The sequence below is a fragment of the Zeimonas arvi genome, assembly GCF_008039575.1.
Classification (GTDB): domain Bacteria; phylum Pseudomonadota; class Gammaproteobacteria; order Burkholderiales; family Burkholderiaceae_E; genus Zeimonas; species Zeimonas arvi.
This window is the reverse complement of sequence record NZ_VDUY01000003.1, coordinates 150110-176993: the sequence shown is the minus strand read 5'-3', so window position 1 is coordinate 176993 and position 26884 is coordinate 150110. Positions and strand designations below refer to the sequence as shown.

Annotated in this window: 28 protein-coding genes and 1 tRNA gene; 21 read left to right on the top strand and 8 right to left on the bottom strand. The window is 68.1% G+C overall.

Annotation, left to right across the window (positions count from 1 at the left end; translation table 11 throughout):
- Positions 1-45: 45 nt before the first annotated feature.
- The gene (locus FHP08_RS08195) at positions 46-1005 is read right to left on the bottom strand and encodes a ketopantoate reductase family protein (protein WP_147703961.1); all 960 of its coding nucleotides are present in this window, start codon (positions 1003-1005) and stop codon (positions 46-48) included.
- A 96-nt stretch (positions 1006-1101) separates the two neighbouring features.
- On the opposite strand from FHP08_RS08195, the gene FHP08_RS08190 reads away from it, so the two are divergent.
- Positions 1102-2850: an N-acyl-D-amino-acid deacylase family protein gene (locus tag FHP08_RS08190; RefSeq protein ID WP_147703960.1), complete on the top strand. Its 1749-nt coding sequence runs from the start codon at positions 1102-1104 to the stop codon at positions 2848-2850.
- Here the strand turns inward: FHP08_RS08190 and FHP08_RS08185 are convergent, their stop codons facing one another.
- From FHP08_RS08185 to FHP08_RS08175, 3 genes are all read right to left on the bottom strand, one after another.
- Positions 2851-3150, bottom strand: a complete 300-nt coding sequence (locus FHP08_RS08185) for a type II toxin-antitoxin system RelE/ParE family toxin (RefSeq protein WP_147703959.1) — start codon at positions 3148-3150, stop codon at positions 2851-2853.
- Complete coding sequence (locus FHP08_RS08180; RefSeq protein WP_147703958.1) at positions 3147-3440, bottom strand: YlcI/YnfO family protein; 294 nt, start codon at positions 3438-3440, stop codon at positions 3147-3149. Before FHP08_RS08180 ends, FHP08_RS08185 begins: the two co-directional genes overlap by 4 nt.
- A gap of 221 nt (positions 3441-3661) precedes the next feature.
- Positions 3662-4684 carry a sterol desaturase family protein gene (locus FHP08_RS08175; RefSeq protein WP_147703957.1) on the bottom strand — a complete coding sequence of 341 codons (1023 nt, stop codon included), beginning with the start codon at positions 4682-4684 and terminating at the stop codon, positions 3662-3664.
- Between the two features lie 199 nt (positions 4685-4883).
- Here FHP08_RS08175 and FHP08_RS08170 point away from each other — a divergent pair, with 199 nt between their 5' ends.
- The 4 genes from FHP08_RS08170 to FHP08_RS08155 all read left to right on the top strand — a co-directional run bounded on the left by FHP08_RS08170 (position 4884) and on the right by FHP08_RS08155 (position 8849).
- Positions 4884-5132, top strand: a complete 249-nt coding sequence (locus FHP08_RS08170) for a type II toxin-antitoxin system Phd/YefM family antitoxin (protein WP_147703956.1) — start codon at positions 4884-4886, stop codon at positions 5130-5132.
- Positions 5133-5144: 12 nt separating this feature from the next.
- Positions 5145-5528, top strand: a complete 384-nt coding sequence (locus FHP08_RS08165) for a type II toxin-antitoxin system VapC family toxin (protein WP_147703955.1) — start codon at positions 5145-5147, stop codon at positions 5526-5528.
- Positions 5529-5619: 91 nt separating this feature from the next.
- The gene (locus FHP08_RS08160) at positions 5620-7866 is read left to right on the top strand and encodes an arginine/lysine/ornithine decarboxylase (protein WP_147703954.1); all 2247 of its coding nucleotides are present in this window, start codon (positions 5620-5622) and stop codon (positions 7864-7866) included.
- Between the two features lie 5 nt (positions 7867-7871).
- On the top strand, positions 7872-8849 hold the full coding sequence (locus FHP08_RS08155; RefSeq protein ID WP_147703953.1) for an alpha/beta hydrolase: 978 nt from the start codon (positions 7872-7874) through the stop codon (positions 8847-8849).
- Between the two features lie 32 nt (positions 8850-8881).
- Here the strand turns inward: FHP08_RS08155 and FHP08_RS08150 are convergent, their stop codons facing one another.
- The 4 genes from FHP08_RS08150 to FHP08_RS08135 are packed head-to-tail and all read right to left on the bottom strand — an operon-like array spanning position 8882 to position 11533.
- Entirely contained in the window at positions 8882-9367 is a 486-nt protein-coding gene (locus tag FHP08_RS08150; protein WP_147703952.1) for an RDD family protein, read from the bottom strand.
- Positions 9367-10473 (bottom strand): DUF3106 domain-containing protein, encoded by a 1107-nt coding sequence (locus FHP08_RS08145; protein ID WP_147703951.1) that lies wholly within the window; start codon positions 10471-10473, stop codon positions 9367-9369. Before FHP08_RS08145 ends, FHP08_RS08150 begins: the two co-directional genes overlap by 1 nt.
- Positions 10474-10478: 5 nt before the next feature.
- Entirely contained in the window at positions 10479-10967 is a 489-nt protein-coding gene (locus FHP08_RS08140) for a DUF3619 family protein (protein ID WP_147703950.1), read from the bottom strand.
- Positions 10964-11533, bottom strand: coding sequence for an RNA polymerase sigma factor (locus FHP08_RS08135; RefSeq protein WP_147703949.1), 570 nt, complete (start codon positions 11531-11533; stop codon positions 10964-10966). The genes FHP08_RS08140 and FHP08_RS08135 overlap by 4 nt, the downstream gene beginning before the upstream one ends.
- Before the next feature lie 401 nt (positions 11534-11934).
- On the opposite strand from FHP08_RS08135, the gene FHP08_RS08130 reads away from it, so the two are divergent.
- The 16 genes from FHP08_RS08130 (at position 11935) to nuoH (ending at position 26868) form a co-directional block, all read left to right on the top strand.
- Positions 11935-13656, top strand: coding sequence for an acetolactate synthase 3 catalytic subunit (locus tag FHP08_RS08130; protein WP_147703948.1), 1722 nt, complete (start codon positions 11935-11937; stop codon positions 13654-13656).
- A 9-nt stretch (positions 13657-13665) separates the two neighbouring features.
- Complete coding sequence (gene ilvN, locus FHP08_RS08125) at positions 13666-14157, top strand: acetolactate synthase small subunit (RefSeq protein ID WP_147703947.1); 492 nt, start codon at positions 13666-13668, stop codon at positions 14155-14157.
- A 26-nt stretch (positions 14158-14183) separates the two neighbouring features.
- Positions 14184-15200 (top strand): ketol-acid reductoisomerase, encoded by a 1017-nt coding sequence (gene ilvC, locus FHP08_RS08120; protein ID WP_147703946.1) that lies wholly within the window; start codon positions 14184-14186, stop codon positions 15198-15200.
- A gap of 190 nt (positions 15201-15390) precedes the next feature.
- Positions 15391-16077 carry a phosphatidylserine decarboxylase gene (locus FHP08_RS08115; protein ID WP_147703945.1) on the top strand — a complete coding sequence of 229 codons (687 nt, stop codon included), beginning with the start codon at positions 15391-15393 and terminating at the stop codon, positions 16075-16077.
- Positions 16074-16946: a CDP-diacylglycerol--serine O-phosphatidyltransferase gene (gene pssA / locus FHP08_RS08110; RefSeq protein ID WP_147703944.1), complete on the top strand. Its 873-nt coding sequence runs from the start codon at positions 16074-16076 to the stop codon at positions 16944-16946. The genes FHP08_RS08115 and pssA overlap by 4 nt, the downstream gene beginning before the upstream one ends.
- A gap of 39 nt (positions 16947-16985) precedes the next feature.
- Positions 16986-17756: a triose-phosphate isomerase gene (tpiA, locus tag FHP08_RS08105; RefSeq protein ID WP_147703943.1), complete on the top strand. Its 771-nt coding sequence runs from the start codon at positions 16986-16988 to the stop codon at positions 17754-17756.
- 70 nt (positions 17757-17826) lie between these two features.
- Positions 17827-18213 carry a preprotein translocase subunit SecG gene (secG, locus tag FHP08_RS08100; protein ID WP_147703942.1) on the top strand — a complete coding sequence of 129 codons (387 nt, stop codon included), beginning with the start codon at positions 17827-17829 and terminating at the stop codon, positions 18211-18213.
- Between the two features lie 212 nt (positions 18214-18425).
- Positions 18426-18510: transfer RNA gene (locus FHP08_RS08095), tRNA-Leu, on the top strand.
- Positions 18511-18674: 164 nt separating this feature from the next.
- The gene (locus FHP08_RS08090; RefSeq protein ID WP_147703941.1) at positions 18675-19034 is read left to right on the top strand and encodes an NADH-quinone oxidoreductase subunit A; all 360 of its coding nucleotides are present in this window, start codon (positions 18675-18677) and stop codon (positions 19032-19034) included.
- 37 nt (positions 19035-19071) lie between these two features.
- Positions 19072-19554, top strand: a complete 483-nt coding sequence (locus tag FHP08_RS08085; RefSeq protein ID WP_147703940.1) for a NuoB/complex I 20 kDa subunit family protein — start codon at positions 19072-19074, stop codon at positions 19552-19554.
- Positions 19551-20147, top strand: a complete 597-nt coding sequence (locus FHP08_RS08080) for an NADH-quinone oxidoreductase subunit C (RefSeq protein WP_147703939.1) — start codon at positions 19551-19553, stop codon at positions 20145-20147. Before FHP08_RS08085 ends, FHP08_RS08080 begins: the two co-directional genes overlap by 4 nt.
- A gap of 1 nt (position 20148) precedes the next feature.
- On the top strand, positions 20149-21402 hold the full coding sequence (locus FHP08_RS08075) for an NADH-quinone oxidoreductase subunit D (RefSeq protein WP_147703938.1): 1254 nt from the start codon (positions 20149-20151) through the stop codon (positions 21400-21402).
- Positions 21403-21475: 73 nt separating this feature from the next.
- Positions 21476-21985, top strand: coding sequence for an NADH-quinone oxidoreductase subunit NuoE (gene nuoE / locus FHP08_RS08070; RefSeq protein WP_187272220.1), 510 nt, complete (start codon positions 21476-21478; stop codon positions 21983-21985).
- 4 nt (positions 21986-21989) lie between these two features.
- The gene (gene nuoF / locus FHP08_RS08065) at positions 21990-23327 is read left to right on the top strand and encodes an NADH-quinone oxidoreductase subunit NuoF (RefSeq protein ID WP_147703937.1); all 1338 of its coding nucleotides are present in this window, start codon (positions 21990-21992) and stop codon (positions 23325-23327) included.
- Between the two features lie 42 nt (positions 23328-23369).
- The gene (nuoG, locus tag FHP08_RS08060; RefSeq protein WP_147703936.1) at positions 23370-25739 is read left to right on the top strand and encodes an NADH-quinone oxidoreductase subunit NuoG; all 2370 of its coding nucleotides are present in this window, start codon (positions 23370-23372) and stop codon (positions 25737-25739) included.
- Positions 25740-25794: 55 nt separating this feature from the next.
- On the top strand, positions 25795-26868 hold the full coding sequence (nuoH, locus tag FHP08_RS08055) for an NADH-quinone oxidoreductase subunit NuoH (RefSeq protein ID WP_147703935.1): 1074 nt from the start codon (positions 25795-25797) through the stop codon (positions 26866-26868).
- Positions 26869-26884: the final 16 nt, after the last annotated feature.

Here is a 26884-nt window from a genome sequence, read left to right as displayed (position 1 = left end):
GGTGCCCGCGCGTCGCCCGCGCAAGCGCCCACTGCGCGCACAGGTTCAGCGCTTCGCCGCGTCGAGCAGCCTGACCATCGCCGCCAGCGCCCGGTTCACCGGCGTGGCCACGCCCAGCGCCTCGCCGCGTGCGGCCACGTAGCCGTTGAGCGAATCGATCTCGGTAGGCCGGCCCAGCGAGAGGTCCTGCTCGGTGGACGAGGTCGCCGGTGCCATCGCCTGACCCAGCTTCATCGCCGCCTTGTAGAGGCTGTCGGCGTCGGCGAGCGGCACGCCTTCGGCTTTCGCCACCGCCACGCACTCGTCCACCAGGTCGCGCGCGACCGCCCGGGTGTCGGCTCGCTCCACCAGCGGACCGTAGCGCGAGCGGCCGACTGCCGACATCGCGTTGAACACGCAGTTCATCACCAGCTTGGTCCAGAGCTCGCTGCGCACGTCGGCCACCAGCTTGCAGGGCACGCCCGCGCGCTCGAACAGTGCCGACACGGCCGAGGCGCGTGCGCTGGGCAGTTCGGCCGCGCCGTACTCGCCGACCACCAGGTCGCCGCGGCCGGCGTGCAGCAGATGGCCCGGACCGGGCATCGAGGCCGCCACGTAGACCACGGCGCCGATCGCGTCCACGCCCGCTTCGCGCATCCTGGGGACGTTGTCCACCCCGTTCTGCATGCTGACCACCGTGGCGCCGGGTTTGAGCAGCGGGACCAGCGAGCGCGCGCCTTCGGCGGTATCGCGGGTCTTCACGCAGAAGAGCACGAGGTCGGCCTCGCGCACCGGTTCGGGCGAGCTGTCGGCGGCGACCGCTACCCTGTGCTGCCGGCCGCCGCTCTCGAAGAGCAGGCCGTCGCGGCGGATCGCCTCCACGTGCGCCGGCCGCGCGATCAGCGTGACCGGCGCACCGCCCTCGGCCAGCCTGGCGCCGAAATAGCATCCGACCGCGCCGGCCCCGAACACGGCGACCTTCGGCCAGGACGGGGCAGCGCCCCGGTTGCGGGTGTCTTCGTTCATGTCGGTCTTCCTGGATCGTCGATAATCGATGCTAACAACGAACCGGGCCGCCGCTCGTCGCGAGCCCTCTGCAATGAAACACGAGGTGGAGACGCAATGAACGATCTTCTGATTCGCGGCGCCATGGTCTACGACGGCACCGGCGCGCCGGGGCGACTGGCCGACGTGTCGGTGAAGGATGGCCGTGTCGCGGCGATCGACGAGCCCGGCCAGGGCGGTGCCGCCCGCGATACGATCGACGCCGCCGGCCTGGCCCTGATGCCCGGCATCGTCGACAACCACACCCACTACGACGCGCAGGTCACCTGGGATCCCCTCTGCACGCCGTCGCCCGCCCTGGGCGTGACCACCGCGGTGATCGGCAACTGCGGCTTCACGATCGCGCCCTGCCGGCCCGGCGACCGCGAGCTGATCATGCGCAACCTGACCCAGGTCGAGGGCATGTCGCTCGACGTGCTGCGCCAGGGCATCGCCTGGCAGTTCGAGACGATTCCCGAGTACCTCGATTTTCTCGATCGGCGCGGCTCGCTGGTCAACCTGGCGGCCTTCGTGGGGCATTCCTCGCTGCGCACCTTCGTGATGGGCGAGGACGCGCCCAGGCGCGCCGCCACGCCCGACGAGATCGCCCGCATGCGCGAGCTGGTCATCGAGGGCATGAAGGCCGGCGCGATCGGCTTCGCCACGTCGACCTCGCCGGCCCACAACGGCGAGGGCGGCCTGCCGATGCCGTCGCGCCTGGCGACCGACGACGAACTGCACGCGCTGGTCACCAGCCTGAAGGAGGTCGGGCATGGCCTGTTCATGCTGACCAAGGGCGGCCACACGAAGATCGACTTCCTGGAGAAGCTGGCGGCCGACAGCGGCCGGCCGGTGGTGGTCGCCGCGCTGCTTCACAACAGCACGAACCCCACCGCGGTGTTCGCCGACCTGGACGCGATCGAGGCCGCCCGCCAGCGCGGCCGGCGCATGATCGGCGCCATCTCCCCCTGTCCGCTGACCAACGACTTCACGATGCACTCGCCCTATCCGGTCGAGGGGCTCGTCTCCTGGAAGCCGGCACTGTCGCTCGAGGGCGAGGCCTTCAAGGCCAAGCTCTCCGAGAAGGCCTTCCGCGACGCGGTGCGCGCCGAGATCGCCTCGCCGGCGGTGTTCCGCCTGTTCAATGGCGAGTGGCACAAGGTGCAGGTGGTCGAGGTCAAGCAGGAGCAGAACCGGCACTTCGAGCACCGCACGATCGCCGAGCTGGCGGCCGAGGCGGGGGCCGACCCGCTGGACTTCATGCTCGACCTGGCGCTTTCCGAGGACCTGGACACCGTGTTCTCGGCGGTGCTGCTCAATTCCGACGAAGAAGCGGTGGGCCGCATGCTGCGCCACCCGGCGAGCCTGGTGTCGCTGTCGGACGCCGGCGCGCACCTGACCTTCTTCAACGACGCCGGCTTCGGTCTCCACCTGCTGGGCCACTGGGTGCGCGAGCGCGGCGTGCTGTCCCTGCCCGAGGCGGTCCGCAAGCTCACATCCGAGCCCGCCGACCTGTACGGCATACAGGGGCGCGGCCGGATCGCGCCCGGCGCCTGGGCCGACCTGCTGCTGTTCGATCCGGCCACCGTGAATCGGGGCCCCAAGCAGCGGGTGTTCGACCTGCCGGGCGGCAGCGCGCGGCTGACCACGCCGGCCATCGGCGTGCATGGGGTGTGGGTCAACGGGGTCAGGGTGACCGGGGCCGAGGGACTGGAGCCGGCGGTGCTGGCTGCAGGCGAGGCCGCTCTCGAGCAGCCGGCAGGCTCCGGGCACGTACCGGAGCCCGGGAAGTTGCCGGGCCGCCTGCTCAGGGACTTCGCGGCCTGATCAGAGGTAGTCGTCTTCGCGCTGGTGGCGAACCGCCAGGATCGTGACGGTCTTGGCGTCTTCGATCTCGAAAAGCGCCACGTAGCCGCTTCGGCCGAACGAAACGACCAGCTCCCGGATACGCGGCCCGGCGCCGCTCGCGCGCCGGCAGGAGAGGGGGAAGCGCTCCAGCAGCCGGAACCCTTCTTCGAGCGCGTCAAGGGCTCGCTCTGCGGCAGGAAGGTCGCGCTCGATCAGGAACGCCTGCAGGCGAAGGAGATCCCGCTCTGCATGGGGCGTCAGCCGAACCCGATAAGTCATTCGCTGCGGTTGGCGCGAGATGCCCTTTGGTTCTTGCAGTCCCCGACCTGTTTTCGGAGCCGCCGCAGTACGGTGGATGCGGGAACATAGCGGTTCTGTGCCCGTGCTTCCTCGGCTGCGGCAAGTCCTCGTTCGACGAACTCTCGTTGCAGGCGTCGTAGCTCGATGGTTCGCTCGAGCGACTCGACGACCAGCGACGATAGGGTCTCCCCGTCACGCAGCGTCCGCTCGGCTTCCTCGCGCAGGCGCGGCGAAACGCGGATGGCAGGGAGGGTTGCGGACTTGGTCATCGTTGGCTCCGTGGAGCGGGAATTCGGCTGCGTATTGGGTGGGTGCAACGAGTGCAATGCAAATGCGATGCAAATATTCTAGGTGAATCGCCCAGGTTTGTCTCCTGGACGCATGGTCTACGACCAGCGACCGAGGGCGCTTTGCAGCGGCGCGCGGAAGAACGAGAAACGCCCCCCGGAATTTGCCGGGCTGCCGTTGCAGCAGCTTGCGGAGGGTCAGGTCAGCCGACGGACCCGGGAGCGTCGCCGGGCCGCTTCGTGCGGGCCCCGCGCAGGCCTTGCGGCAGCAGGCTCCCCAGCGCCTTCACGATCGGCCGAAGGTACAAGGCGCCCACCGACCGCAGCTCGCGGGTCTCGTCGCCCAGACCGAAATTCAGCGCGATCCGCTCGCGGGAAGTCACGAACAGCGTGCCGAACATCCGGTCCCAGATCGCCAGCGAACCGCCCAGGTTCTTGCCGTAGTGGCGTTCGTCGGTCGAGTGGTGAATCTGGTGCTGGGCCGGACTCAGCAACCAGCGCTCGACGCGCGGCCCGAAGGACAGCCACACCGGCGAGTGCCGAAGCCCCGAGGCGAGCATCGTGGTGACCAGCCAGAACACGTTCGCGCCGAGAACACCGGTGGGGCTGATCGACCCGCCGAATGCCCACAGGAACACACCGTTGACCATGGCCACCGCGCCGGCCATGACCAGCCTGAAGACCAGGATCGACAACGGGTGGTGCCGCTCGGCCGTCATGAAGTTCAGCACCTCGGCCGAATGATGCACCTTGTGCAGCTCCCACAACGCGGGCACCCGGTGCTCGAGCCAGTGGACCGCGTAACGGACGAAGTCGTCGACCAGGAAAAGGGTTGCTGCCAGCAGGACCGGGGCCCAGGCAGCCGGCGCTGCGCCGAAGCCTGGCAGCGCGTGGCGAAGGGAATCCGCCACCCAGGCCGCCATCCGCTCGCCTTCCGGCAGCAGCTGACCGAGCAGCATCCCGAACAGCGCGCCGTTCAGCAGGATCAGCCAGTAGTCGTTGATCGCGCTGCGGCCGAACCAGGTCTCGAAGGAGCCCAGGCGGAGGTGATCCGGCAACGCCGGGCCGGTGGCACGTTCCCGCCTGGCCACCCACACGGCCGCCAGCAGCGACACGGCCAGCACCGGCAGCCACGTCCGCGAGTAAGGCGACACCGCGAGCTTGGCGAGCTCGGTGAAGGCACCGATGACGGCGTCCTGCAGTGTGGTCTCGAGCCAGTCCAGCATGGTCGGGAAATGATGTCACGAACTCGGCCGGCTGCGAGGGATTTGTTCGCGATCCGGCCGAGCGATTCCGCCAACTGGCCGATACCGTTGGACGATTGACTCGAGGGAAGTCGGGCAGGACAATCTGGTCAAGCTTGGTCATGCTTCCTGCAGCGCTTGCAGGCGGCGTGTGCGCTGACGCAATCGGTACCCCTCTGCAATGAGCGACGATCGGGTCGTGCATCTTTACGAGGCGAAGACCCAGCTTTCCTCGCTTGTCGAGCGCACTGCGGTAGGAGAGGAAATCGTCATCGCCAAGGCCGGGCGCCCGGTCGCACGGCTCGTTGCCTATGAGCCCCGTCCGGCACTGCGGTTCGGCTCCCTCAAGGGAAAGATCGAGATCCTCGAGGATTTCGACCGGCTCGCGGCGGACGAGATCGACGAGATGTTCCACGGCTCTGCGCGCTAGGCACTCACGGCCGTGCGCTGCCTGCTCGACACCCATTTGCTCTTGCGGCTCCTCGCCGCGCCCGAGCGGGTGCCAGGAAGCGAGCGCGAGCGGCTGCAACGCGGGAGCGTCGTCTTCTACAGCGTCGCTTCGCTCCGGGAGATTGCCCTCGAGCGCAGTCTGGGCCGTCTGGCCTTCGACCCAGAGACCGTCGCCGGGCACGCCGAGCGCGGCGGGTTCCTGCGAGTCGGCATCGAGCCGCGGCATGTGGATCAGGTCGCCCGGCTTCCCTGGCAACATCGCGATCCTTTCGACCGATTGCTCGTCGCCCAGAGCATTGCCGAGCCGCTGACCCTGCTCACCGTCGACCGGCAACTCGGGGCATACGGCAGCACCGTTCGAGTGCTTGCCACCTGAACCCGGCCCCGCCGCCATTTGTGTTTTACTTCCGTTTTTCCCGGCGCCCGGCCGCGGCGCCGCCGTCCCCATTTCTGCCTGGATCACCGCGATGAAGTTCCGTTTCCCCGTTGTCATCATCGACGAAGACTGGCGCTCCGATTCCGCCAGCGGCCTGGGCATCCGGGCGCTGGCCAAGGCCATCGAGGAGCAGGGCTGGGAGGTGGTCGGCGGCTTCACCTACATCGACGTGTCGATGGTGGCCAACCAGGCGGCCCGGGCCTCGGCCTTCATCGTGTCGATCGATGACGAGGAGATCGGCGAGGACGGCGCCGAGAGCACTGCCATCCAGGAGCTGCGCAAGTTCATCGCCGAGACCCGGCGGCGCAATGCCGAGATCCCGATCTTCCTGTTCGGCGAGACGCGCACCTCGCAGCACGTGCCCAACGAGATCCTGCGCGAGCTGCACGGCTTCATCCACATGTTCGAGGACACGCCGGAGTTCGTGGCCCGCACGATCATCCGCGAGGCGAACAACTACCTGTCGTCGCTGGCGCCGCCTTTCTTCAAGGCGCTGGTCAACTACGCCCACGACGGCTCCTACTCCTGGCACTGTCCCGGCCACTCGGGCGGAGTCGCCTTCCTGAAGAGCCCGGTGGGGCAGATGTTCCACCAGTTCTTCGGCGAGAACATGCTGCGTGCCGACGTGTGCAACGCGGTGGACGAGCTGGGCCAGCTGCTCGATCACACCGGTCCGGTGGCGGCCTCGGAGCGCAATGCGGCGCGCATCTTCAACACCGACCATCTGTTCTTCGTCACCAACGGCACCTCGACCTCGAACAAGATCGTCTGGCACTCGGCGGTGGGCAACAACGACGTGGTGCTGGTGGACCGCAACTGCCACAAGTCGATCCTGCACGCGATCATGATGACCGGCACGGTGCCGATCTTCCTCTCGCCCACCCGCAACAATTACGGGATCATCGGGCCCATCCCCAAGGAAGAGTTCGAGCCGGCCAGCATCCAGCGGAAGATCGACGCCAACCCGCTGATCAAGGACAAGTCCGCGCGGCCGCGCATCATGACGATCACGCAGTCCACCTACGATGGCGTGATCTACAACGTGGAAACCATCAAGAAGACGCTGGGCGACTACATCGAGAACCTGCACTTCGACGAGGCCTGGCTGCCGCACGCCACCTTCCACCGCTTCTATCACGAGTACCACGCGATCGGCCCGAACCGGCCGCGCAGCAAGGAGGCGATGGTCTTCTCCACGCAGTCCACGCACAAGCTGCTCGCCGGCCTGTCGCAGGCCTCGCAGATCCTGGTGCAGGACTCCGAGGCGAACAAGCTCGACAGCTACCGGTTCAACGAGTCCTTCCTGATGCACACGTCCACCAGCCCGCAGTACGCGATCATCGCGTCCTGCGACGTGGCCGCGGCGATGATGGAGCCGCCCGGCGGGACCGCGCTGGTCGAGGAGTCGATCTTCGAGTCGCTCGAGTTTCGCCGGGCCATGCGCAAGGTCGACGCGGAGTACGGCAACGACTGGTGGTTCAAGGTCTGGGGCCCGAACGACCTGGTCGACACCGGCATCGGCCACCGCGAGGACTGGTTCCTGGGCTCCGAGGACCGCTGGCACGGTTTCGGCAAGCTGGCCGAGAACTTCACGATGCTCGACCCGATCAAGGCCACGATCGTGACCCCGGGCCTGGACATCGAGGGCAAGTTCGACGACTGGGGCATCCCGGCCTCGATCGTCACCAAGTACCTGGCCGAGCACGGCGTGGTGGTCGAGAAGACCGGCCTGTACTCCTTCTTCGTGATGTTCACCATCGGCATCACCAAGGGGCGCTGGAACACGCTGGTCACCGAGCTGCAGCAGTTCAAGACCGACTACGACAACAACCAGCCGCTATGGCGCGTGATGCCCGAGTTCGTCCAGGCGCATCCCTCGTACGAGCGGGTGGGGCTGCGCGACCTGGCCCAGCGCATCCACGAGCAGTACCGCGCGCACGACATCGCCCGGGTGACCACCGAGATGTACCTGTCGAACATGCAGCCGGCGATGAAGCCGTCCGAGGCCTACGAGTGCCTGGCGCACCGCAACGTGGACCGCGTGCCCATCGACGAGCTCGAGGGCCGCATCACCACGATGCTGGTCACCCCGTATCCTCCGGGCATCCCGCTGCTGATCCCGGGCGAGCGTTTCAACAAATCGATCGTCGAGTACCTGAAGTTCGCGCGCACCTTCAACGCGAAGTTCCCCGGCTTCTACACCGACGTGCACGGCCTGGTGATCGAGAAGGGCGGCGACGGCGTCGATCGGTACTACGTGGACTGCGTGAAGGCCTGAACACCATGAGCGACACCCTGCACCCCCAGTCCTCCGAACTGCTGGCCCGGCTGCCGGCCCCGCCCAAGGCCTTCACGCCCGAGGGCGCGCGTGCCGGCCATGCCGCGCTGACCGAGTGGGTCTGCGGCCCGAAGCCCGAGGTGGCCCAGGTGGCCGACCTGTCGGTGCCGGCGGGCCGCTATGCGGGCCTTCGCTCGCCGCAGGGCCAGTCCTTCGAGGCGGCGGACTGTCCCGGGATTCCGATCCGGCGCTTCGTGCCCCGGCCAGGCGCCGATCGCGCCATCGTCTACCTGCATGGCGGCGGTTGGGTGCAGGGCACGCTGGACACCTACGACACGCTGTGCCGCGAACTTGCGCTGGCCTGCGATGCGCAGGTGTTCTCGGTCGGCTATCGCCTGTCGCCGGAGACCCGTTTCCCGGGGGCCGTCGTCGACTCGGTGCGCGCGCTGCGCCACGTGCGTGACGAGGCCGCCGCTTTCGGTCTCGACCCGGCGAAGATCGTCGTGTCGGGAGACAGCGCGGGTGGCCACCTGGCGGTCACCGCCACGCGCTGGCTCAAGGCAGCCGGGCAGCCGCTGCCCGCCGGAATGGCCCTGGTCTACCCGGTGGCGGATCGCCGGCTGGACAGCGGGTCGGTGGAGGCCTTCGGTGAAGGTTTCTACCTGTCGCGCGTGCAGATGGCCTGGTTCTGGGAACAGTTCCTCGGCGATGCGCCGATCGCGCCCACGCACCCCGATCTCTCGCCGGCGCTGGCCGACGACCTGGCCGGGCTGCCGCCGTCGCTGGTGATCACTGCCGGCTGCGACATCCTGCGCGACGAAGGCGAGGCACTGGCCAGGCGGCTGACGGAGCAGGGCGCCCCCGCCGAAGTCCTGCGCATGCCCGGGATGCTGCACGGATTCATCCGCTTCGGCGCCATCGTCGACGACGCCCCGCGGGCAATCGCCGCCATTGCCGATGCCACCCGTCGCTGGTTCGCCTGAAGCCGGGCTTTCCCCGTCTCCCCTGTCTTCCCTCAGACGTCCACCGACTTCATCCCGGCATCCGGCGCCCGCCTGACCAGCCGGGTGCCAGCGACCACGTCGTAGAGCGCGCGCCGATCGCGGTCGAACAGGGTCCACGCGAAGGGCAGCAGCGCCAGCAGGTAGAGCCAGGCCGACAGGTAGTAGCCGGCGGCCAGGGCCGCAAGCCACATTGCAGTCGCGGCCGAGAAGCGGCCGAGCGCCCGGGCGTAGCTCAGCGGGCGATCCTGGCCGTCGAGCACCAGCAGCGACAGGGTCTTCATCGGCAGCGAGCGCCTGCCGAGGGCCCAGAATCCGGTGAAGTAGGCCGCCAGCACGATCAGCGTGAACACCTGGAAGGCGGTTCGCAGCGGACCCGGATGCCCCTTGAACTGGGTCAGCGCGGAAAAGGCATAGTCGGCGAACCAGAGCACCCCGAACAGGATGATCGATTCGTAGGCGATGCCCATCAGTCGGCGCCAGGGATCGGCCGCCGGCATCAGTTGGTGGCCCTTGCTCTCGGCTGTTGCAGCGGCGCCAGGGGCTGGGCGGCTTCCTTGGCCAGGCCGGTTCGAGCGCCGGCGTGCCGCGCGGCGGTATTGCTGGTCCAGCCGCTGGCGCGCAGCACCTGCTGCTGCTCGGGGGTCATTTCGCTGTAGCGCTCCCACTGGGCCTTGCGCTCGTCTGGCGGCAACTGCTTGGCCAGGCGGTAGTTGCGCAAGGCGATCCGCTGCTGCTCGGGAGTGAGGGCGGCCCACTCGGCGATTCGCGTGCGGGCGCGCGCCTGATTCTCGGCATCCATGCGCGGGAGCCGGTCGGCCAGCGCCAGCCAGCGGCGCTTCTCCGCCGTGGGCCAGGAGTTCCACTGGCCCTCGAAAGGCAGCAGGACGCTTTGCTGCGAGCGGCTCAAGGCGCTCCACAGCGGCTGGGCTAGCGGCAGCAGGGAAGGACGCAAGGGCGGCGCCTGGAACGCCTGCGGGGGCTCGGCGGACGCGCGCGGAACCGAAGCCTGGGCCGGCTCCGCCGGCATGGGCGCTTCGGCGGCCTGACTCCCTTCCGGAACCTGGCCCGGCTCGACGGCCTGGGTGGGCTCGACGGCCTGGGTGGGCTCGGCGGCCTGGGTGGGCTCGGCGGCCTGGGTGGGCTCGGCGGCCTGGGCGGGTTCGGCGGCCTGGGTGGGCTCGGCGGCCTGGGTGGGTTCGGCGGGCTGGGCGGGCGCCTCGGCCTGGCTCGGCGCGACGCTCTCGGTCGGCTCGTTCGCCGGAACGGATTCGGCGGCCTGCGCGGCTTGGGCCGGCTCCGCCGTGGGCGCAGGCTCGGCCACGGCAGTCGAAGCGGAGGTGGAGGGCTCCGAGGGCTGGGGCATTCCGCCGACGAGGCCGGTGTCACCGGGCTCGCTCGTTGCGGGCGGCTGCGCGATGTCGGCGGCGGGCGAAGCGGAATCGGGCGAAGCGGAATCGGGCGACGCGGCGGAAGGCGCGGACGCCTCGCTGGCCGGCGCGACCATCGGCACCGCGGGTGCCTCGTCAGACGCTTGTGCGAAGGGGGCGGCCGGAACCAGGGCCGCCGCCACCGCCAGACCGGCGGCAGCGGAAATGCGTCGCAACCCGGTCATTCGTCGGCCAGTTTGGAATTCTTCAGGTACACGCCGAAGCCGCGGTCCGCATAGGCCGCGATGGGGACGTCGTCCGACAGCACGGCGGCCTCCAGTTCGGCGACCTCGTCGGCATCGCGCTGGGCGTCGAGCTCGGTGAACGCGATGAGCCCGGCCACCAATGCCGCCACGGGCAGCACGATGGCGGCGAGTCGCCAGGCCATGCAGGGCGCGCGATCGCAGGCATCGGCGTCGCGCTTGGACATCGCCCAGCCGCCCAGCACCGCACCGCCGGGCAAGGGCCCGCCCGCACCGGCGGTCGCCAGGCCGACGAACGGTCGACTGGCCGGACTGCCGGCGGGCGCCTGGACAGCCGCACGCTCGGGCGCGCGGGCCAGGGCCGCCTTGCGAGCCTGTTCGAGGCGATGGGACACGCGCAGCGGCAACCGCTCCGCGGATTCGTCCAGCGCCTGCTTGATCGATGATGTGAAGCGTGTTTCGTTCATGGGGTGATGCCTCGGGACTTCAGCGCGGTGGCAAGCGCATGGTTGGCCCGGGAGCAGTGGGTTTTCACGCTGCCCTCGGAACAGCCCATGATCGCCGCGGTTTCGGCAACGTCCATGTCTTCCCAGTAACGCAGCAGGAAGGCCTCCCGTTGACGCGTCGGCAGTTTCCGGATTTCCTCGTCGATGATCGCCAGGATCTGGTCGCGCTCGACCTGCACCGCGCCGCTGCGCCCCAGGCTGGTCGTGGGGTCGGCTTCCAGCGACTCGAGGATGTCGCGTTCGTCGTCCTCGTCGCCGTCGGCGGACAGCGACGACAGCAGCGTGGTCCACAGGTTGCGGACCTTCTGTCGGCGGAAGTGATCGGTGACCGCGTTCTGGAGGATGCGCTGGAACAGCAGCGGCAGTTCGGCCGGCGGACGGTCGCCGTACTTCTCGACCAGTCGCAGCATCGCATCCTGGACGAGGTCCAGCGCCGTGTTCTCGTCCCTCACCGCGAACATCGCCTGCCGGAAGGCGCGGCGTTCGGCCGATTCGAGAAAGTCGGACAATTCCTGGCGGTTGGCCATCGGACGGGCAGGCGGGCGCGGCTGGAAACGCTCTTGGGGCGGAGGCTCGTGGGCGGGTATTCCGGGAAACCTGCGCGATCCTAGCAGACCGGGCCCTCGCCTTGACCGGGCGTGTTGCGGTGCGATATCCTGACCGGCTACCCCGAACCGCCTCCTCGACCGCTGGTGGCTTTGGCCGTCATCGATCAGGGGGCGTTGTCTTTGCAGCCGCGGCGCACCAGCCAAACCTTGCACAAGACGCGCTTGCCCCGAGCGCCTTCACGAGAGGCGTGCAAGGGCATCCGATCAATCTCGCAGGCCCCGTTCGAGGTCTGCGTCGTGGCCTCTGGCTCCGATCCCGGTCGGCGCCGCGCGCCATGGCGCCGACGGGCGGGCTTCCCTGGGTCTTGAAAGGACTTCAAATGGAACTCACTGGCGCGGAAATCGTGGTCCGCTGTCTGCAGGAAGAGGGGGTCGAGCATCTGTTCGGCTATCCCGGCGGCGCGGTCCTCTACATCTACGACGAAATCTACAAGCAGGACAAGGTCCAGCACATCCTTGTCCGGCACGAGCAGGCCGCCGTGCACGCGGCCGATGCCTATTCCCGGTCGACCGAGAAGGTCGGTGTCTGCCTGGTCACCAGCGGCCCCGGGGTCACCAACGCGGTCACCGGCATCGCCACGGCCTACATGGACTCGATCCCGATGGTGATCCTGTCCGGCCAGGTGCCCACGCACGCCATCGGCGAAGACGCCTTCCAGGAGTGCGACACGGTCGGCATCACGCGGCCGTGCGTCAAGCACAACTTCCTGGTCAAGGACGTCAAGGACCTGGCCAGCACGATCAGGAAGGCCTTCCACATCGCCGCCAGCGGCCGGCCCGGCCCGGTGCTGGTCGACATCCCGAAGGACGTCACCCGCAACAAGTGCCGCTTCGACTATCCGAAGTCGGTCACGATGCGCTCCTACAACCCGGTCACCCGCGGTCACCAGGGCCAGCTCAAGAAGGCGCTCGGCCTGTTGCTCGGCGCCGAGCGGCCGATGGTCTACACCGGCGGCGGCGTGATCCTGGCCAACGCGGCGCCCGAGCTGAACAAGCTGGTCGACCTGCTCGGCTATCCGGTCACCAACACGCTCATGGGCCTGGGCGGCTATCGGGCCAGCGACGCGAAGTTCGTGGGCATGCCGGGCATGCACGGCACCTACGAAGCCAACATGGCGATGCAGCACTGCGACGTGCTCATCGCCATCGGCGCGCGCTTCGACGACCGGGTCATCGGCAATCCCAAGCACTTCGCCCAGAACCCGCGCAAGATCGTCCATATCGACATCGATCCGTCGTCGATCTCCAAGCGGGTCAAGGTCGACGTGCCCATCGTGGGCGACGTCCGGGAGACCCTGGTCGAGCTGACCGGCATGCTCGAGGACAGCTTCGCGGCCGGCAAGAAGCCCAACGCCACGGCGCTGTCCGACTGGTGGGCGCAGATCGAGGAGTGGCGCAAGCGCGACTGCCTGAAGTACAAGGGCAGCAACGAGGTGATCAAGCCGCAGTTCGTGATCGAGAAGCTCTGGGAAGTCACGAAGGGCGATGCCTTCGTCACCTCCGACGTCGGCCAGCACCAGATGTTCGCGGCCCAGTTCTACCGCTTCGACAAGCCGCGCCGCTGGATCAACTCCGGCGGCCTGGGCACGATGGGCGTGGGCCTGCCCTATGCGATGGGCGTGAAGATGGCGCATCCCGATGCCCAGGTGGCCTGCGTCACCGGCGAGGGCTCCATCCAGATGTGCATCCAGGAGCTCTCCACCTGCAAGCAGTACGACCTGCCGGTGAAGATCGTCAACCTGAACAACCGCTACCTGGGCATGGTCCGGCAGTGGCAGCAGATCGAGTACGGCAGCCGCTACTCGCAGTCGTACATGGACGCGCTGCCCGATTTCGTGGCCCTGGCCGAGGCCTACGGCCACGTGGGCATGCGCATCGACAAGCCGGCCGACGTCGAGCCTGCCCTGCGCGATGCCTTCGGCAAGTACAAGGACCGGCTGGTGTTCCTGGACATCATCACCGACCAGACCGAGAACGTCTGGCCGATGGTCCAGGGCGGCAAGGGCCTGACCGAGATGCTCCTCGGTTCCGAAGATCTCTGAGGAGGCGACATGAGACACATCGTTTCGATCCTGCTCGAGAACGAGGCCGGGGCGCTGTCGCGGGTGGTGGGGTTGTTCTCCGCGCGCGGCTACAACATCGAGTCGCTCACCGTGGCGCCCACCGAGGACAAGTCGTTGTCGCGGATGACCATCGTGACCACCGGTTCCGACGAGGTGATCGAGCAGATCACCAAGCAGCTGAACCGGCTGATCGACGTGGTCAAGGTCGTCGACCTGACCGAGAGCCCGTACAACGAGCGCGAGCTGATGCTGATCAAGGTCCGCGCCACCGGCAAGGAGCGCGACGAGATGAAGCGCATGGCGGACATCTTCCGTGGCCGCATCATCGATGTCACCGACAAGACCTACACGATCGAGCTCACCGGCGATGGCGCCAAGCTCGACGCGTTCATCGATGCGCTCGACCGCGCCGCGATCCTCGAGACGGTGCGAACCGGCAGCTCGGGAATCGCCCGCGGCGAGCGGGTGCTGAAAGTCTGAAACCAGTTTGAACAGGAGAGGCAGGAATGAAGGTTTTCTACGACAAGGACTGCGACATCAAGCTCATCAAGGGCAAGAAGGTCGCCATCATCGGTTACGGCTCGCAGGGCCACGCGCATGCGCTGAACCTGAGCGATTCGGGCGGCAAGGTCGTCGTGGGCGTGCGCAAGGGCGGCCCGTCGTGGGACAAGGTCAAGAAGGCCAAGCTCGAGGCCGCCGAGATCAAGGACGCGGTCAAGGGCGCCGACTTCGTCATGATGCTGATGCCCGACGAGCACATCGGCGCGGTCTACAAGAGCGAGATCGAGCCCAACATCAAGAAGGGCGCCACGCTCGCCTTCGCGCACGGCTTCAACGTGCACTATGGCCAGGTCGTCCCGCGTGAGGACCTCGACGTGGTCATGGTCGCGCCCAAGGCGCCGGGCCATACGGTGCGCTCAACCTACGCGGCCGGCGGCGGCGTGCCGATGCTGATCGCCATCCACCAGGACAAGTCGGGCAACGCCCGCAACCTGGCGCTGTCCTACGCTGCGGCGATCGGCGGCGGGCGCGCCGGCATCATCGAGACCAACTTCCGCGAAGAGACCGAGACCGACCTGTTCGGCGAGCAGGTCGTGCTGTGCGGCGGCACCGTCGAGCTGATCAAGGCCGGCTTCGAGACCCTGGTCGAGGCGGGCTACGCCCCCGAGATGGCCTACTTCGAGTGCCTGCACGAGCTGAAGCTGATCGTGGACCTGATCTACGAGGGCGGCATCGCGAACATGAACTACTCGATCTCGAACAACGCCGAGTTCGGCGAGTACGTGACCGGCCCGCGGATCGTCAACGACGAGTCGAAGCAGGTCATGCGCGACGTGCTGCGCGACATCCAGACCGGCGAGTACGCCAAGGCCTTCATCCTCGAGAACCGCGCCGGCGCCCCCACGCTGCTGTCGCGCCGCCGGATCATGGGCGAGCACCAGATCGAGGTGGTCGGCGAGAAGCTGCGCGCCATGATGCCCTGGATCAAGGCCAACAAGCTGGTCGACAAGTCGAAGAACTGACCGACCCTCCCGGCCAGCCGGGGCAGGGCATCCGCCCGCCCCCGGCCGGCCGGACAAGGTCGCGCCGGCCGCCCGCCAGGGCGCCGGCACAGCGGGGGAGGGCGCGCAAGCCCCTTCCCCGTTTTTTTCCCTTCTCCCTTCTCCCTTCCCCCTTCTCTATACTTGGAGCCATCGCTCCAAGGCATCGCCCATGTCCCGTTACCCCCATCCGATCATCGCCCGCGAGGGCTGGCCCTTTCTCGGCATCGCCGTCGTCGTGTCGCTGGTCGTCACGATCTGGGGCGGCTGGCTCTGGGCGCTGCCCTTCTGGCTGGTCGCGCTCTTCGTGCTCCAGTTCTTCCGCGATCCGCCGCGGGAGATCCCGCAGGGCGAGCGCCTGGTGCTCGCGCCGGCCGACGGCCGGGTGATCGCCATCGAGACGGTCCGGGACCCCTATGCCGACCGGCAGGCGCTGAAGATCTCGGTCTTCATGAACGTGTTCAACGTGCATTCAAACCGCGCTCCGGTCGACGGGCGCATCGAGAAGGTCCAGTATTTTCCGGGCAAGTTCCTGAACGCCGACCTGGACAAGGCTTCCGAGGCCAACGAGCGCAACGCGCTGCAGATCCGCACCGCCGACGGCGCGCGGGTGGGCTGCGTGCAGGTAGCCGGCCTGGTCGCACGGCGCATCCTCTGCTACGTGGCTGCCGGCGACACGCTCGCCCGCGGCCAGCGCTTCGGCTTCATACGTTTCGGCTCGCGGGTCGACCTGTACCTGCCGACCGATGCGCGGCCGCGCGTCGGCGTCGGGGAGAAGGTCTACGCGTCTCGCGACGTGCTGGCCGAGCTCGCGCCGGCGCCGCAGGAGACAGGGCGGCAGGAAAGAGGGCAGGCATGAACCAGGATCCCCGCGATCGCTTCGACGACGACGAACCCTATCGCCCCGGCCCCGACGACGACACCGGCGGCGAGCCCGTTGGCGAATCGCCCGCGGCGCCGGCGGGTCTCGCCCCGCAGCGCTCGCGCCGGATCTACATCCTGCCCAACGCCTTCACCACCGCGAACCTGTTCTGCGGTTTCTACGCCATCGTGCAGGCGATGAACGGGCGCTTCGAGATCGCGGCGATCGCGCTGTTCGTGGCCATGCTGCTCGACAGCCTCGACGGCCGCGTGGCGCGTCTCACCAATACCCAGAGCGCCTTCGGCGAGCAGTACGACAGCCTGTCGGACATGCTGTCCTTCGGCGCGGCGCCCGCGCTGATCGTCTACGAATGGGCGCTGCAGCCGCTGGGCAAGTGGGGCTGGCTGGCCGCCTTCGTCTACGTGGCCGGCGCGGCGCTCAGGCTGGCCCGCTTCAACACCAACATCGGCGTGGTCGACAAGCGCTTCTTCCAGGGGCTGCCGAGCCCGGCCGCGGCGGCGCTGATCGCCGGCCTGGTATGGATCGCCACCGACCTGCGCCAGACCCGCTGGATCGAGGCCACCGGGCACGACCTGGCCTGGCCCGCCTTCGTGCTGACGGTCTACGCCGGCCTCTCGATGATCTCCAACGCGCCGTTCTACAGCTTCAAGGACATCAACCTGAAGCGCAGCGTGCCTTTCGTGTTCGTCATCGGGATCGTGCTGCTCTTCGTGCTCGTCTCGTCCGATCCCCCGATCGTGCTGTTCTCGCTGTTCCTGGCCTACGGGCTGTCCGGCTACGTGCTCTGGTTCTGGCGCTGGCGCACGGGCCGGGAGTCGCCCTGGAAGCGGGAACCCGAGGCCTGATGTAAAATCGCGGGTTTTTCACCCGACGGTCTCGATCCGATGAAGTCCCGCAAGCCGCTCGTCGCCGGCAACTGGAAGATGAACGGCGACATCGTCACGAACGAGCACCTGTTCACCGCGCTGCGTTCGGCGCTCGAGCGTGCGTCGATCTCGCAGGTCGAGGTCGTGATCTGCCCGCCGTTTCCCTACCTGGGCCAGGCCGGCGCCTGGCTCGGCGACACCGGCATCGCCTGGGGCGCCCAGAACGTGGCGGCTGCGCCAAACGGCGCGCTGACCGGCGAGGTGTCGGTGTCCATGCTGCTCGACCTCGGCTGCAAGTGGGCGATCGTCGGTCACTCGGAACGGCGCACGCTGCTGGGCGAGTCCAGCGAGCTGATCGGCCGCAAGGCCGAGTTGTGCGCGGCGGCCGGGCTGGGCGTGATCGCCTGTGTCGGCGAAACCCTGGCCGAGCGCGAGGCCAGCCACACCGACGCGGTGCTCGCTCGGCAGGTCGACGCGCTGGTGCCGGCCCTGCGCGCTGCCGACCCGGCCCGCGCGGTCGTGGCCTACGAGCCGGTCTGGGCGATCGGCACCGGGCGCACTGCCTCGCCGGAGATGGCGCAGGAGGCGCACGCCTTCATCCGCGCGCGGATGGCCGACGGCGGTGTCGCCGGCGCCGACGCGATCCGCATCGTTTACGGCGGCAGCGTCAAGCCCGCCAATGCGGTCACCCTGTTCTCGATGCCCGACGTCGACGGCGGGCTGATCGGCGGCGCCTCGCTGGTGGCCGACGAGTTCCTGAACATCTGCCGCGCCGCCGCGGTGGCCTGAATACCCGACTGAATCCGTCGAGCAGGACCCACCTGCCGGCGGAACCGAAATACCGACTGGAGTTGCCTGGATGAGCTGGTTGAACAACATGCTGATGATCGTGCAGGTGCTGAGCGCCCTGGGGGTCATCGTCCTGGTGCTGATGCAGCACGGGAAGGGCGCCGACATGGGCGCAGCCTTCGGTTCGGGCTCGTCGGGCAGCCTGTTCGGCGCCTCCGGATCCGCGAATTTCCTGAGCCGCACCACCGGCGCGCTCGCCACCGTCTTCTTCGTGTGCACGCTCGCGCTGGCCTTGCTGGCCAACCAGCGGCCCGAGGCCCCGACGAGCGTCATGCAGGGCGCATCGCAGCCCGCCGCGCCCGCGCAGCCGGCCGACGTGCCGCCGGCAGGAGGGGCTGCGGGTTCCACAAGCGGTGGTTCCGCGCAGCCCGCGCCGGCCGGCGACGTGCCGAAGTGATCGGAAAGTAGTAGAATCTTTGGCTGCGCTTAACGCCTCGCCGGACGACCTCGATCCGGCGGCGGGCAGGGTCTCCGGGCAAGCTTCCGGTGGTCCTTGCCAGATCGATGCGGGCGGCGCGGCGTGGGGCCTCGAGCGTTCTTGATGCCCGGTTCTTGCGCGGAGTCATCCGCATAACGACCCGGGGCCGAAGTCCCCGGTGTTTTTGCAGTGCCGACGTGGTGAAATTGGTAGACACGCTATCTTGAGGGGGTAGTGGCGAAAGCCGTGCGAGTTCGAGTCTCGCCGTCGGCACCACCGAACAAGAATTCGTAGGAGGTCGAGCGGAAGGAGTCCGCCGGGGTGCAAGCCCGAGCGGACTTTTTTCTGGCGCGGGCCGAGCCGCCGAAACGGGTTCGTATCGCACTCGACCGGGTCGAACAGAGCGGAACAGTGCGAACGAACCAAACGGGAAGCGCGGCGTGAACCTCGAAAATTACCTCCCCGTCCTGCTGTTCATCGTCGTCGGTGCGGCCGTCGGCGTCGGCCCGCTGCTCATCGGCAAGATCCTCGGCCCCAGTCGGCCCGATCCCGAGAAACTCTCCCCCTACGAGTGCGGCTTCGAGGCCTTCGAAGACGCGCGGATGAAGTTCGACGTCCGGTACTACCTGGTCGCGATCCTCTTCATCCTGTTCGACCTCGAGATCGCCTTCCTTTTCCCCTGGGCCGTGTCGCTCGACGCGATCGGCTTCTTCGGGTTCGTCTCGATGATGGTCTTCCTCGCGATCCTGGTCGTCGGGTTCGTCTACGAATGGTCCAGGGGTGCGCTCGACTGGGAGTGATTTCCCGGTCGGCCATGCATCCGCACGGAGCGGCACGATGAGTATCGAAGGTGTTCTGAGCCAGGGTTTCGTCACCACCCAGCTCGACAAGCTTGTCAACTGGACGCGCACCGGCTCGCTGTGGCCGATGACTTTCGGCCTGGCCTGCTGCGCGGTCGAGATGATGCACGCCGGCGCGTCGCGCTACGACCTCGACCGTTTCGGCGTCATCTTCCGGCCCAGCCCCCGCCAGTCCGACGTCATGATCGTGGCGGGCACGCTGTGCAACAAGATGGCGCCGGCCCTGCGCAAGGTCTACGACCAGATGCCCGAGCCGCGCTGGGTCATTTCCATGGGCTCCTGCGCCAATGGCGGCGGCTACTACCACTACTCGTATTCGGTGGTCCGCGGCTGCGATCGCATCGTGCCGGTCGACGTCTACGTGCCGGGCTGCCCGCCCACCGCCGAAGCCCTGATGTACGGAATCCTGCAGTTGCAGGCCAAGATCCGTCGCGAATACACGATCGCGCGCCAGTCATGAACCAACTCGAACTGCTCGAGACCAACCTGCGCGCGGCGCTCGGCGAGGCGCTGGTCTCGCTCGACGCCCGCTACGGCGAGATCACCGTGGCGGTCCGCGCGGCCGATCACCTCGAGGCCGCCCGCCGCCTGCGCGACGACCCCTCGCTGCGTTTCGACACGCTGATCGACCTCTGCGGCGTGGACTGGCTGAACTGGGGCGACGGCGCCTGGGACGGCGCGCGCTTCTCCGTGGCCATGCAGCTGCTGTCGGTCGAGAAGAACTGGCGGGTGCGGGTGCAGACCTTCTGCCAGGAAGACGATTTCCCGATCGTGGCCTCGGTCGTGGACATCTGGCCCGCGGCGAGCTGGTACGAGCGCGAGGCCTTCGACCTGTTCGGCATCGTCTTCGAGGGCCATCCGGACCTGCGCCGCATCCTCACCGACTACGGCTTCGTGGGCCATCCGTTCCGCAAGGACTTCCCGGTCTCGGGCTACGTGGAGATGCGCTACGACCCCGAGCAGAAGCGCGTCGTCTACCAGCCCGTCACGATCGAGCCGCGCGAGATCACGCCGCGCGTGATCCGCGAGGAAGGCTACGGGGCAGGGCGCTGACATGGCAGAGATCAAGAACTACACGCTGAACTTCGGACCCCAGCACCCGGCCGCGCACGGCGTGCTGCGCCTGGTGCTCGAGCTCGACGGCGAGGTCGTGCAGCGCGCCGACCCGCACATCGGACTGTTGCATCGGGCCACCGAGAAGCTCGCCGAGCAGAAGACCTTCATCCAGAGCGTGCCGTACATGGACCGTCTCGACTACGTGTCGATGATGTGCAACGAGCATGCCTACGTGATGGCCATCGAGAAGCTGATCGGTGTCGAGGTCCCGATCCGCGCGCAGTACATCCGGGTGATGTTCGACGAGATCACCCGCATCCTGAACCACCTGCTGTGGATCGGGGCGCACGGCCTGGACGTCGGCGCGATGGCGGTCTTCCTCTACGCCTTCCGCGAGCGCGAAGACCTGATGGACTGCTACGAGGCGGTGTCCGGCGCGCGCATGCACGCGGCCTACTACCGGCCCGGCGGCGTCTATCGCGACCTGCCCGACACCATGCCGCAGTACCGGGCCACCAAGGTGCGCAACGAGGCGGCCATCCGCGAGATGAACCGCGACCGGCAGGGGTCGCTCCTCGACTTCATCGAGGCCTTCACCGAGCGCTTCCCCGGCTACGTCGACGAGTACGAGACCCTGCTCACCGACAACCGGATCTGGAAGCAGCGGCTGGTGGGCATCGGCGTGGTCGACCCGGATCGCGCCAAGGCGCTGGGCTTCACCGGCCCCATGCTGCGCGGCTCGGGCGTGGCCTGGGACCTGCGCAAGATGCAGCCCTACGAGGTCTACGACCGGCTCGACTTCGACATCCCGGTGGGCACCAACGGCGACTGCTACGACCGCTACCTGGTTCGCGTGGCCGAGATGCGCGAGAGCAACCGCATCATCCGCCAGTGCGTGGAATGGCTGCGGGCCAACCCGGGCCCGGTCATGACCGACAGCCACAAGGTCGCGCCGCCGAGCCGGGTCGACATGAAGTCGAACATGGAAGAGCTGATCCACCACTTCAAGCTCTTCACCGAAGGCTTCCACGTGCCCGAGGGCCAGGTCTACTCGGCGGTCGAGCATCCGAAGGGCGAGTTCGGCATCTACCTGGTGTCCGACGGCGCCAACAAGCCCTACCGGCTGAAGATCCGCGCGCCCGGCTTCGCCCACCTGCAGGGCCTGGACGAAATGGCGCGCGGCCACATGCTGGCCGACGTGGTCACGATCATCGGCACGCAGGACATCGTGTTCGGCGAGATCGACCGCTGAACCGGCGGGCCATCCTGCCGGCAACGAGAGCAACCGAACGCAACGCAAGCGAAGCACGCAACGGAAACCAGCGATGAGCGCAGTACCCAACCCGAAGCGCCTGCTCAGCGATGCCGCCTACGCGCGGATCGACCGCGAGCTGGCCAAGTACCCGGCCGACCAGCGTCAGTCCGCGGTCATGGCCGCGCTGGCCATCGCGCAGCGCGAGCAGGGCTGGGTGTCGCCCGAGGTCGTCCGCGACCTTGCCGCCTACATCGGCATGCCGCCCATCGCGGTGCACGAGGTGGCGACCTTCTACAACATGTACGACACCAGGCCGGTCGGCAAGCACAAGCTGTCGGTCTGCACCAACCTGCCCTGCGCGCTGCGCGACGGCGTCAAGGCGGGCGAGTACCTGAAGGAAAAGCTGGGCATCGACTACAACGAGACCACGCCCGACGGGCTCTTCACGCTGAAGGAGAGCGAGTGCCTGGGCGCGTGCGCCGATGCGCCGGTCATGCTGGTGAACAACCACCGGATGTGCAGCTTCATGAGCAACGAGCAGCTCGATGCGTTGATCGCCGAGCTGAAGGCGCAGGGGTAAGCCGATGGGAGCCAAGGACCTGCTGATCGACGCGAAGACCCAGGAAACCTGTTTCCATGGCCGCCACATCAGCCCCCAGATCTACGCCGGCCTCACCCACGCCGACGGCTGGCGCCTGAAGGACTACGAGGCGCGCGACGGCTACAAGGCCCTGCGGAAGATCCTCACCGAGGGCATCACCCCCGAGCAGGTGATCGCCGAGGTCAAGGCCTCGGGGCTGCGCGGCCGCGGCGGCGCGGGCTTCCCGACCGGGCTCAAGTGGAGCTTCATGCCCCGCCAGTTCCCGGGCCAGAAGTACCTGGTCTGCAACTCCGACGAGGGCGAGCCGGGTACCTTCAAGGACCGCGACATCCTTCGCTACAACCCGCACATCGTCATCGAGGGCATGGCGATCGCGGCCTACGCGATGGGCATCACCGTGGGCTACAACTACATCCACGGCGAAATCTTCGAGGCCTACGAGCGCTTCGAGGAAGCCCTCGAAGAGGCGCGCGCGGCGGGCTACCTGGGCGACAACATCCTGGGCTCCGGGTTCTCCTTCCAGCTGCACGCGCACCACGGCTACGGCGCCTACATCTGCGGCGAGGAAACCGCGCTGCTCGAGTCGCTCGAGGGCAAGAAGGGCCAGCCGCGCTTCAAGCCGCCTTTCCCCGCCAGCTTCGGCCTGTACGGCAAGCCGACCACGATCAACAACACGGAAACCTTCGCCGCGGTGCCGTGGATCATCCGCAACGGCGGCCAGCCTTACCTCGAGGTGGGCAAGCCGAACAACGGCGGCACCAAGATCTTCTCGATCTCCGGCGACGTCGAGCGTCCGGGCAACTACGAGATCCCGCTGGGCACGCCCTTCGCCAAGCTGCTCGAGCTGGCCGGCGGCATGCGGCACGGCCGCAAGCTCAAGATGGTGATCCCGGGCGGCTCGTCGGCGCCGGTGATCCCGGGCGAGGTCATGATGGCCACCGACATGGACTACGACTCGATCGCCAAGGCCGGGTCGATGCTCGGCTCGGGCGCGGTCATCGTGATGGACGAGACCCGCTGCGCGGTCAAGTCGCTGCTGCGGCTGTCCTACTTCTATTTCGAGGAGTCCTGCGGCCAGTGCACGCCCTGCCGCGAGGGCACCGGCTGGATGTGGCGGATCGTGAACCGCATCGAGCACGGCGAAGGCACCCTGAAGGACCTCGACGAGCTCAACCGGATCGCCGACAACATCCAGGGGCGCACGATCTGCGCGCTGGGCGATGCCGCGGCCATGCCGGTGCGGGCCTTCGTCAAGCACTACCGCGACGAGTTCGCGTACCACGTCGAACACAAGACCTGCATGGTCCCGGCCTACGTCTGAGCCGCCCACGCAAGCGAAACGCAACGAACCAACGGATACGAGATGGTCAAGCTGGAGATCGACGGCCGGGAAGTCGAGGTGCCCGAGGGCAGCATGGTGATGCATGCGGCGAGCGCGCTCGACATCTTCGTGCCGCATTTCTGCTACCACAAGAAGCTCTCGATCGCGGCCAACTGCCGGATGTGCCTGGTCGAGGTCGAGAAGGCGCCCAAGCCGATGCCGGCCTGCGCCACGCCGGCCACGAACGGGATGAGGGTCTTCACCAACTCCCCGAAGGCGGTCGCCGCCCAGAAGGGCGTGATGGAGTTCCTGCTGATCAATCACCCGCTGGACTGCCCCATCTGCGACCAGGGCGGCGAATGCCAGCTGCAGGACCTCGCCGTGGGCTACGGCGGGTCCGCCTCGAGCTATCTCGAGGAGAAGCGGGTCGTCTTCCACAAGCCGATGGGCCCGCTGATCTCCGCCGAGGAGATGACCCGCTGCATCCACTGCACCCGCTGCGTGCGCTTCGGCCAGGAAGTCGCCGGGATCATGGAGCTCGGCATGGCCAACCGCGGCGAGCATTCCGAGATCATGAGCTTTCTCGGCGAGTCCGTGGACTCCGAGCTGTCGGGCAACATGATCGACCTGTGCCCGGTCGGCGCGCTCACCAGCAAGCCCTTCCGCTACAGCGCCCGCACCTGGGAGCTGTCGCGCCGCAAGTCGATCGCGCCGCACGATTCGCTCGGCTCGAACATCGTGGTGCAGGTCAAGGGCAACCAGGTCAAGCGCGTCGTGCCGCTCGAGAACGAGGCGGTCAACGAGTGCTGGATCTCCGACCGTGACCGTTTCGCCTATGAAGGCCTGAACAGCCCGGACCGGCTGACCGTACCCATGCTCAAGCAGGACGGCCAGTGGCGCGAGGTCGACTGGCCGGCGGCGCTCGAGTACGCCGCGCACGCGCTGCGCACGGTGCGCGAGCAGAAGGGTGCGGCCGCGATCGGCGCGCTCGCCTCCGGGCAGTCCACCGTCGAGGAACTGCACCTGCTGGGCAAGGTGGTGCGCGGGCTGGGCAGCGGCAATGTGGACTTCCGGCTGCGTCAGGTCGATTTCTCGCTCGACGCCGCACGGGCCGGCGTGCCCTGGCTGGGCATGCCGGTGGCCGAGATCAACGGGCTCGACCGCTTGCTGCTGGTCGGCTCCTTCCTGCGCAAGGACCACCCGCTGCTGGCCGCCCGCGTGCGCGCCGCGGCCAAGGCCGGCTGCAAGGTCTCGATCGTGCACGCGGCCGACGACGACCTGCTGATGCCGGTCGCCGCCAGGGCCCTGGCCGCGCCCTCGCAGTGGGCGAGGGTGCTGGCCGGCATCCTGGCGGCGCTGCCGGCTGCGGCCACCCAGGCCGGCGGCGCCCTCGCGCTGCCCGAGGCCATCGCGGCCGAGCTTGCCGGCGTGCAACCCACCGAGGCCGAGCGCGCCATTGCCGCCTCGCTGGTCGGCGGCGAGCGCAAGGCGCTGCTGCTCGGCAATGCCGTCGCACAGCATCCGGCGCAGGCGCAGCTGGCGCGCCTGGCGCAGGCCATCGCCGACGCCACCGGCGCCCGCCTGGGCTGGCTCGGCGAGGCAGCCAACTCGGTCGGCGGCTGGCTGGCCGGCGCGGTGCCCACCGACGGCGGGCTCGACGCCCGCGCGATGGTCGAGCAGCCGCGCGCGCTCTACCTGCTGATGAACGTGGAGCCCGACTTCGACCACGCGCTGCCCGGCGCCGCGCGCGCCGCATTGTCGGCGGCCGAATCGGTGATCGCGCTCTCCGCGTTCAAGTCCGACGAGCTGCTCGAGCTGGCCGACTGCCTGCTGCCGATCGCGCCCTTCACCGAGACCGCCGGCACCTTCGTGAGCGCCGAGGGCCGGGTGCAGTCCTTCAACGGCGTGGTGCGGCCGGCCGGCGAGACCCGTCCGGGCTGGAAGGTGCTGCGCGTGCTGGGCAACCTGCTCGACCTGCCGGGCTTCGACCAGGATTCCGCCGAAGCGGTGCGCGCCCAGGCCCTGCCGGCCGACGTGGCCGCGCGGCTGGACAACCGGGTGTCGGGCGCCATCGGCGTGCTGCCTGCAGCAGCCGCGGCCGACGCGCTCGAGCGCCTGCCCGAGGTGTTGATCTACTCGGTCGATCCGATCGTGCGCCGCGCGCCCAGCCTGCAGCAGACCGCGGATGCCCGCGCGCCCAAGGCGCGGGTCAGTCCGGCCACGCTCGCGCGGCTCGCCGGCCTGGCCGACGGCGCCACGGTGCGGGTGACCATGGCGGCCGGCGGCGATGCCCTGGTGCAGCTGGCTGCCGACCCGAACCTGGCCGACGGCGTGCTGCGGCTCGCGGCGGGCCACGAGTCCACCGCACGGCTGGCGGCCATGGCCGGCGCGGCCCGGATCGAGCGGGCCTGATCGGCCGCCCGAACGCGCGAAACCTCACGACCACACGCAGACGAAGAACGGAAACATGGAGAATCTGCTGAACGGCGTCACCACCTGGGGCGAGGGCACGCTCGGCGCCGCCTGGCCGGTCGTCTGGAACCTGGTCAAGATCGTCGTGATCGTGCTGCCGCTGCTGGGCTGCGTCGCGTATCTCACGCTGTGGGAGCGCAAGATGATCGGCTTCATGCACCTGCGCATCGGGCCCAATCGGGTGGGGCCGAAGGGCCTGCTGCAGCCGATCGCCGATGCATTCAAGATGATGTTCAAGGAGGTGATCGTCCCGGCGCAGGCGAACAAGGGCCTGTACATCCTCGGGCCGATCATGACCATCATGCCGGCCATGGCCGCCTGGGCGGTGATGCCCTTCGGGCCCGACCTAGTGCTGGCCAACGTGAACGCCGGGCTGCTGCTGCTGCTGGCCATCACCTCGGTCGAGGTCTACGGCGTGATCATCGCGGGCTGGGCCTCGAACTCCAAGTACGCCTTCCTGGGCGCGATGCGCGCGGCCGCGCAGATGGTCTCCTACGAACTCGCCATTGGCTTCTGCCTGGTGGTGGTGCTGATGGTGTCGGGCAGCCTCAACATCAGCGAGATCGTGTATGCCCAGGGCCGCGGCACCTTCGCCGAGATGGGCCTCAACTTCCTGTCCTGGAACTGGCTGCCGCTGCTGCCCATCTTCGTCGTCTACCAGATCTCCTCGGTGGCCGAGACCAACCGCCATCCGTTCGACGTGGTCGAAGGCGAGTCCGAGATCGTGGCCGGTCACATGGTCGAGTACTCGGGCATGGGCTTTGCGATCTTCTTCCTGGCCGAATACGCCAACATGATCCTGCTGTCGGCGCTGGCGTCGATCATGTTTCTCGGGGGCTGGTATCCGCCGATCGACTCGGCGGTCTTCAACTGGATTCCGGGCTGGATCTGGCTCGGCATCAAGACCTTCTTCATGGTCTCGCTCTTCATCTGGTTCCGGGCGTCGTTCCCGCGCTATCGCTACGACCAGATCATGCGCCTGGGCTGGAAGATCTTCATTCCGGTGACGCTGGTCTGGCTGGTGGTGGTCGCCATCTGGATCCAGACGCCGTGGAACATCTGGAACTGACCGGTAACGGGTGAAT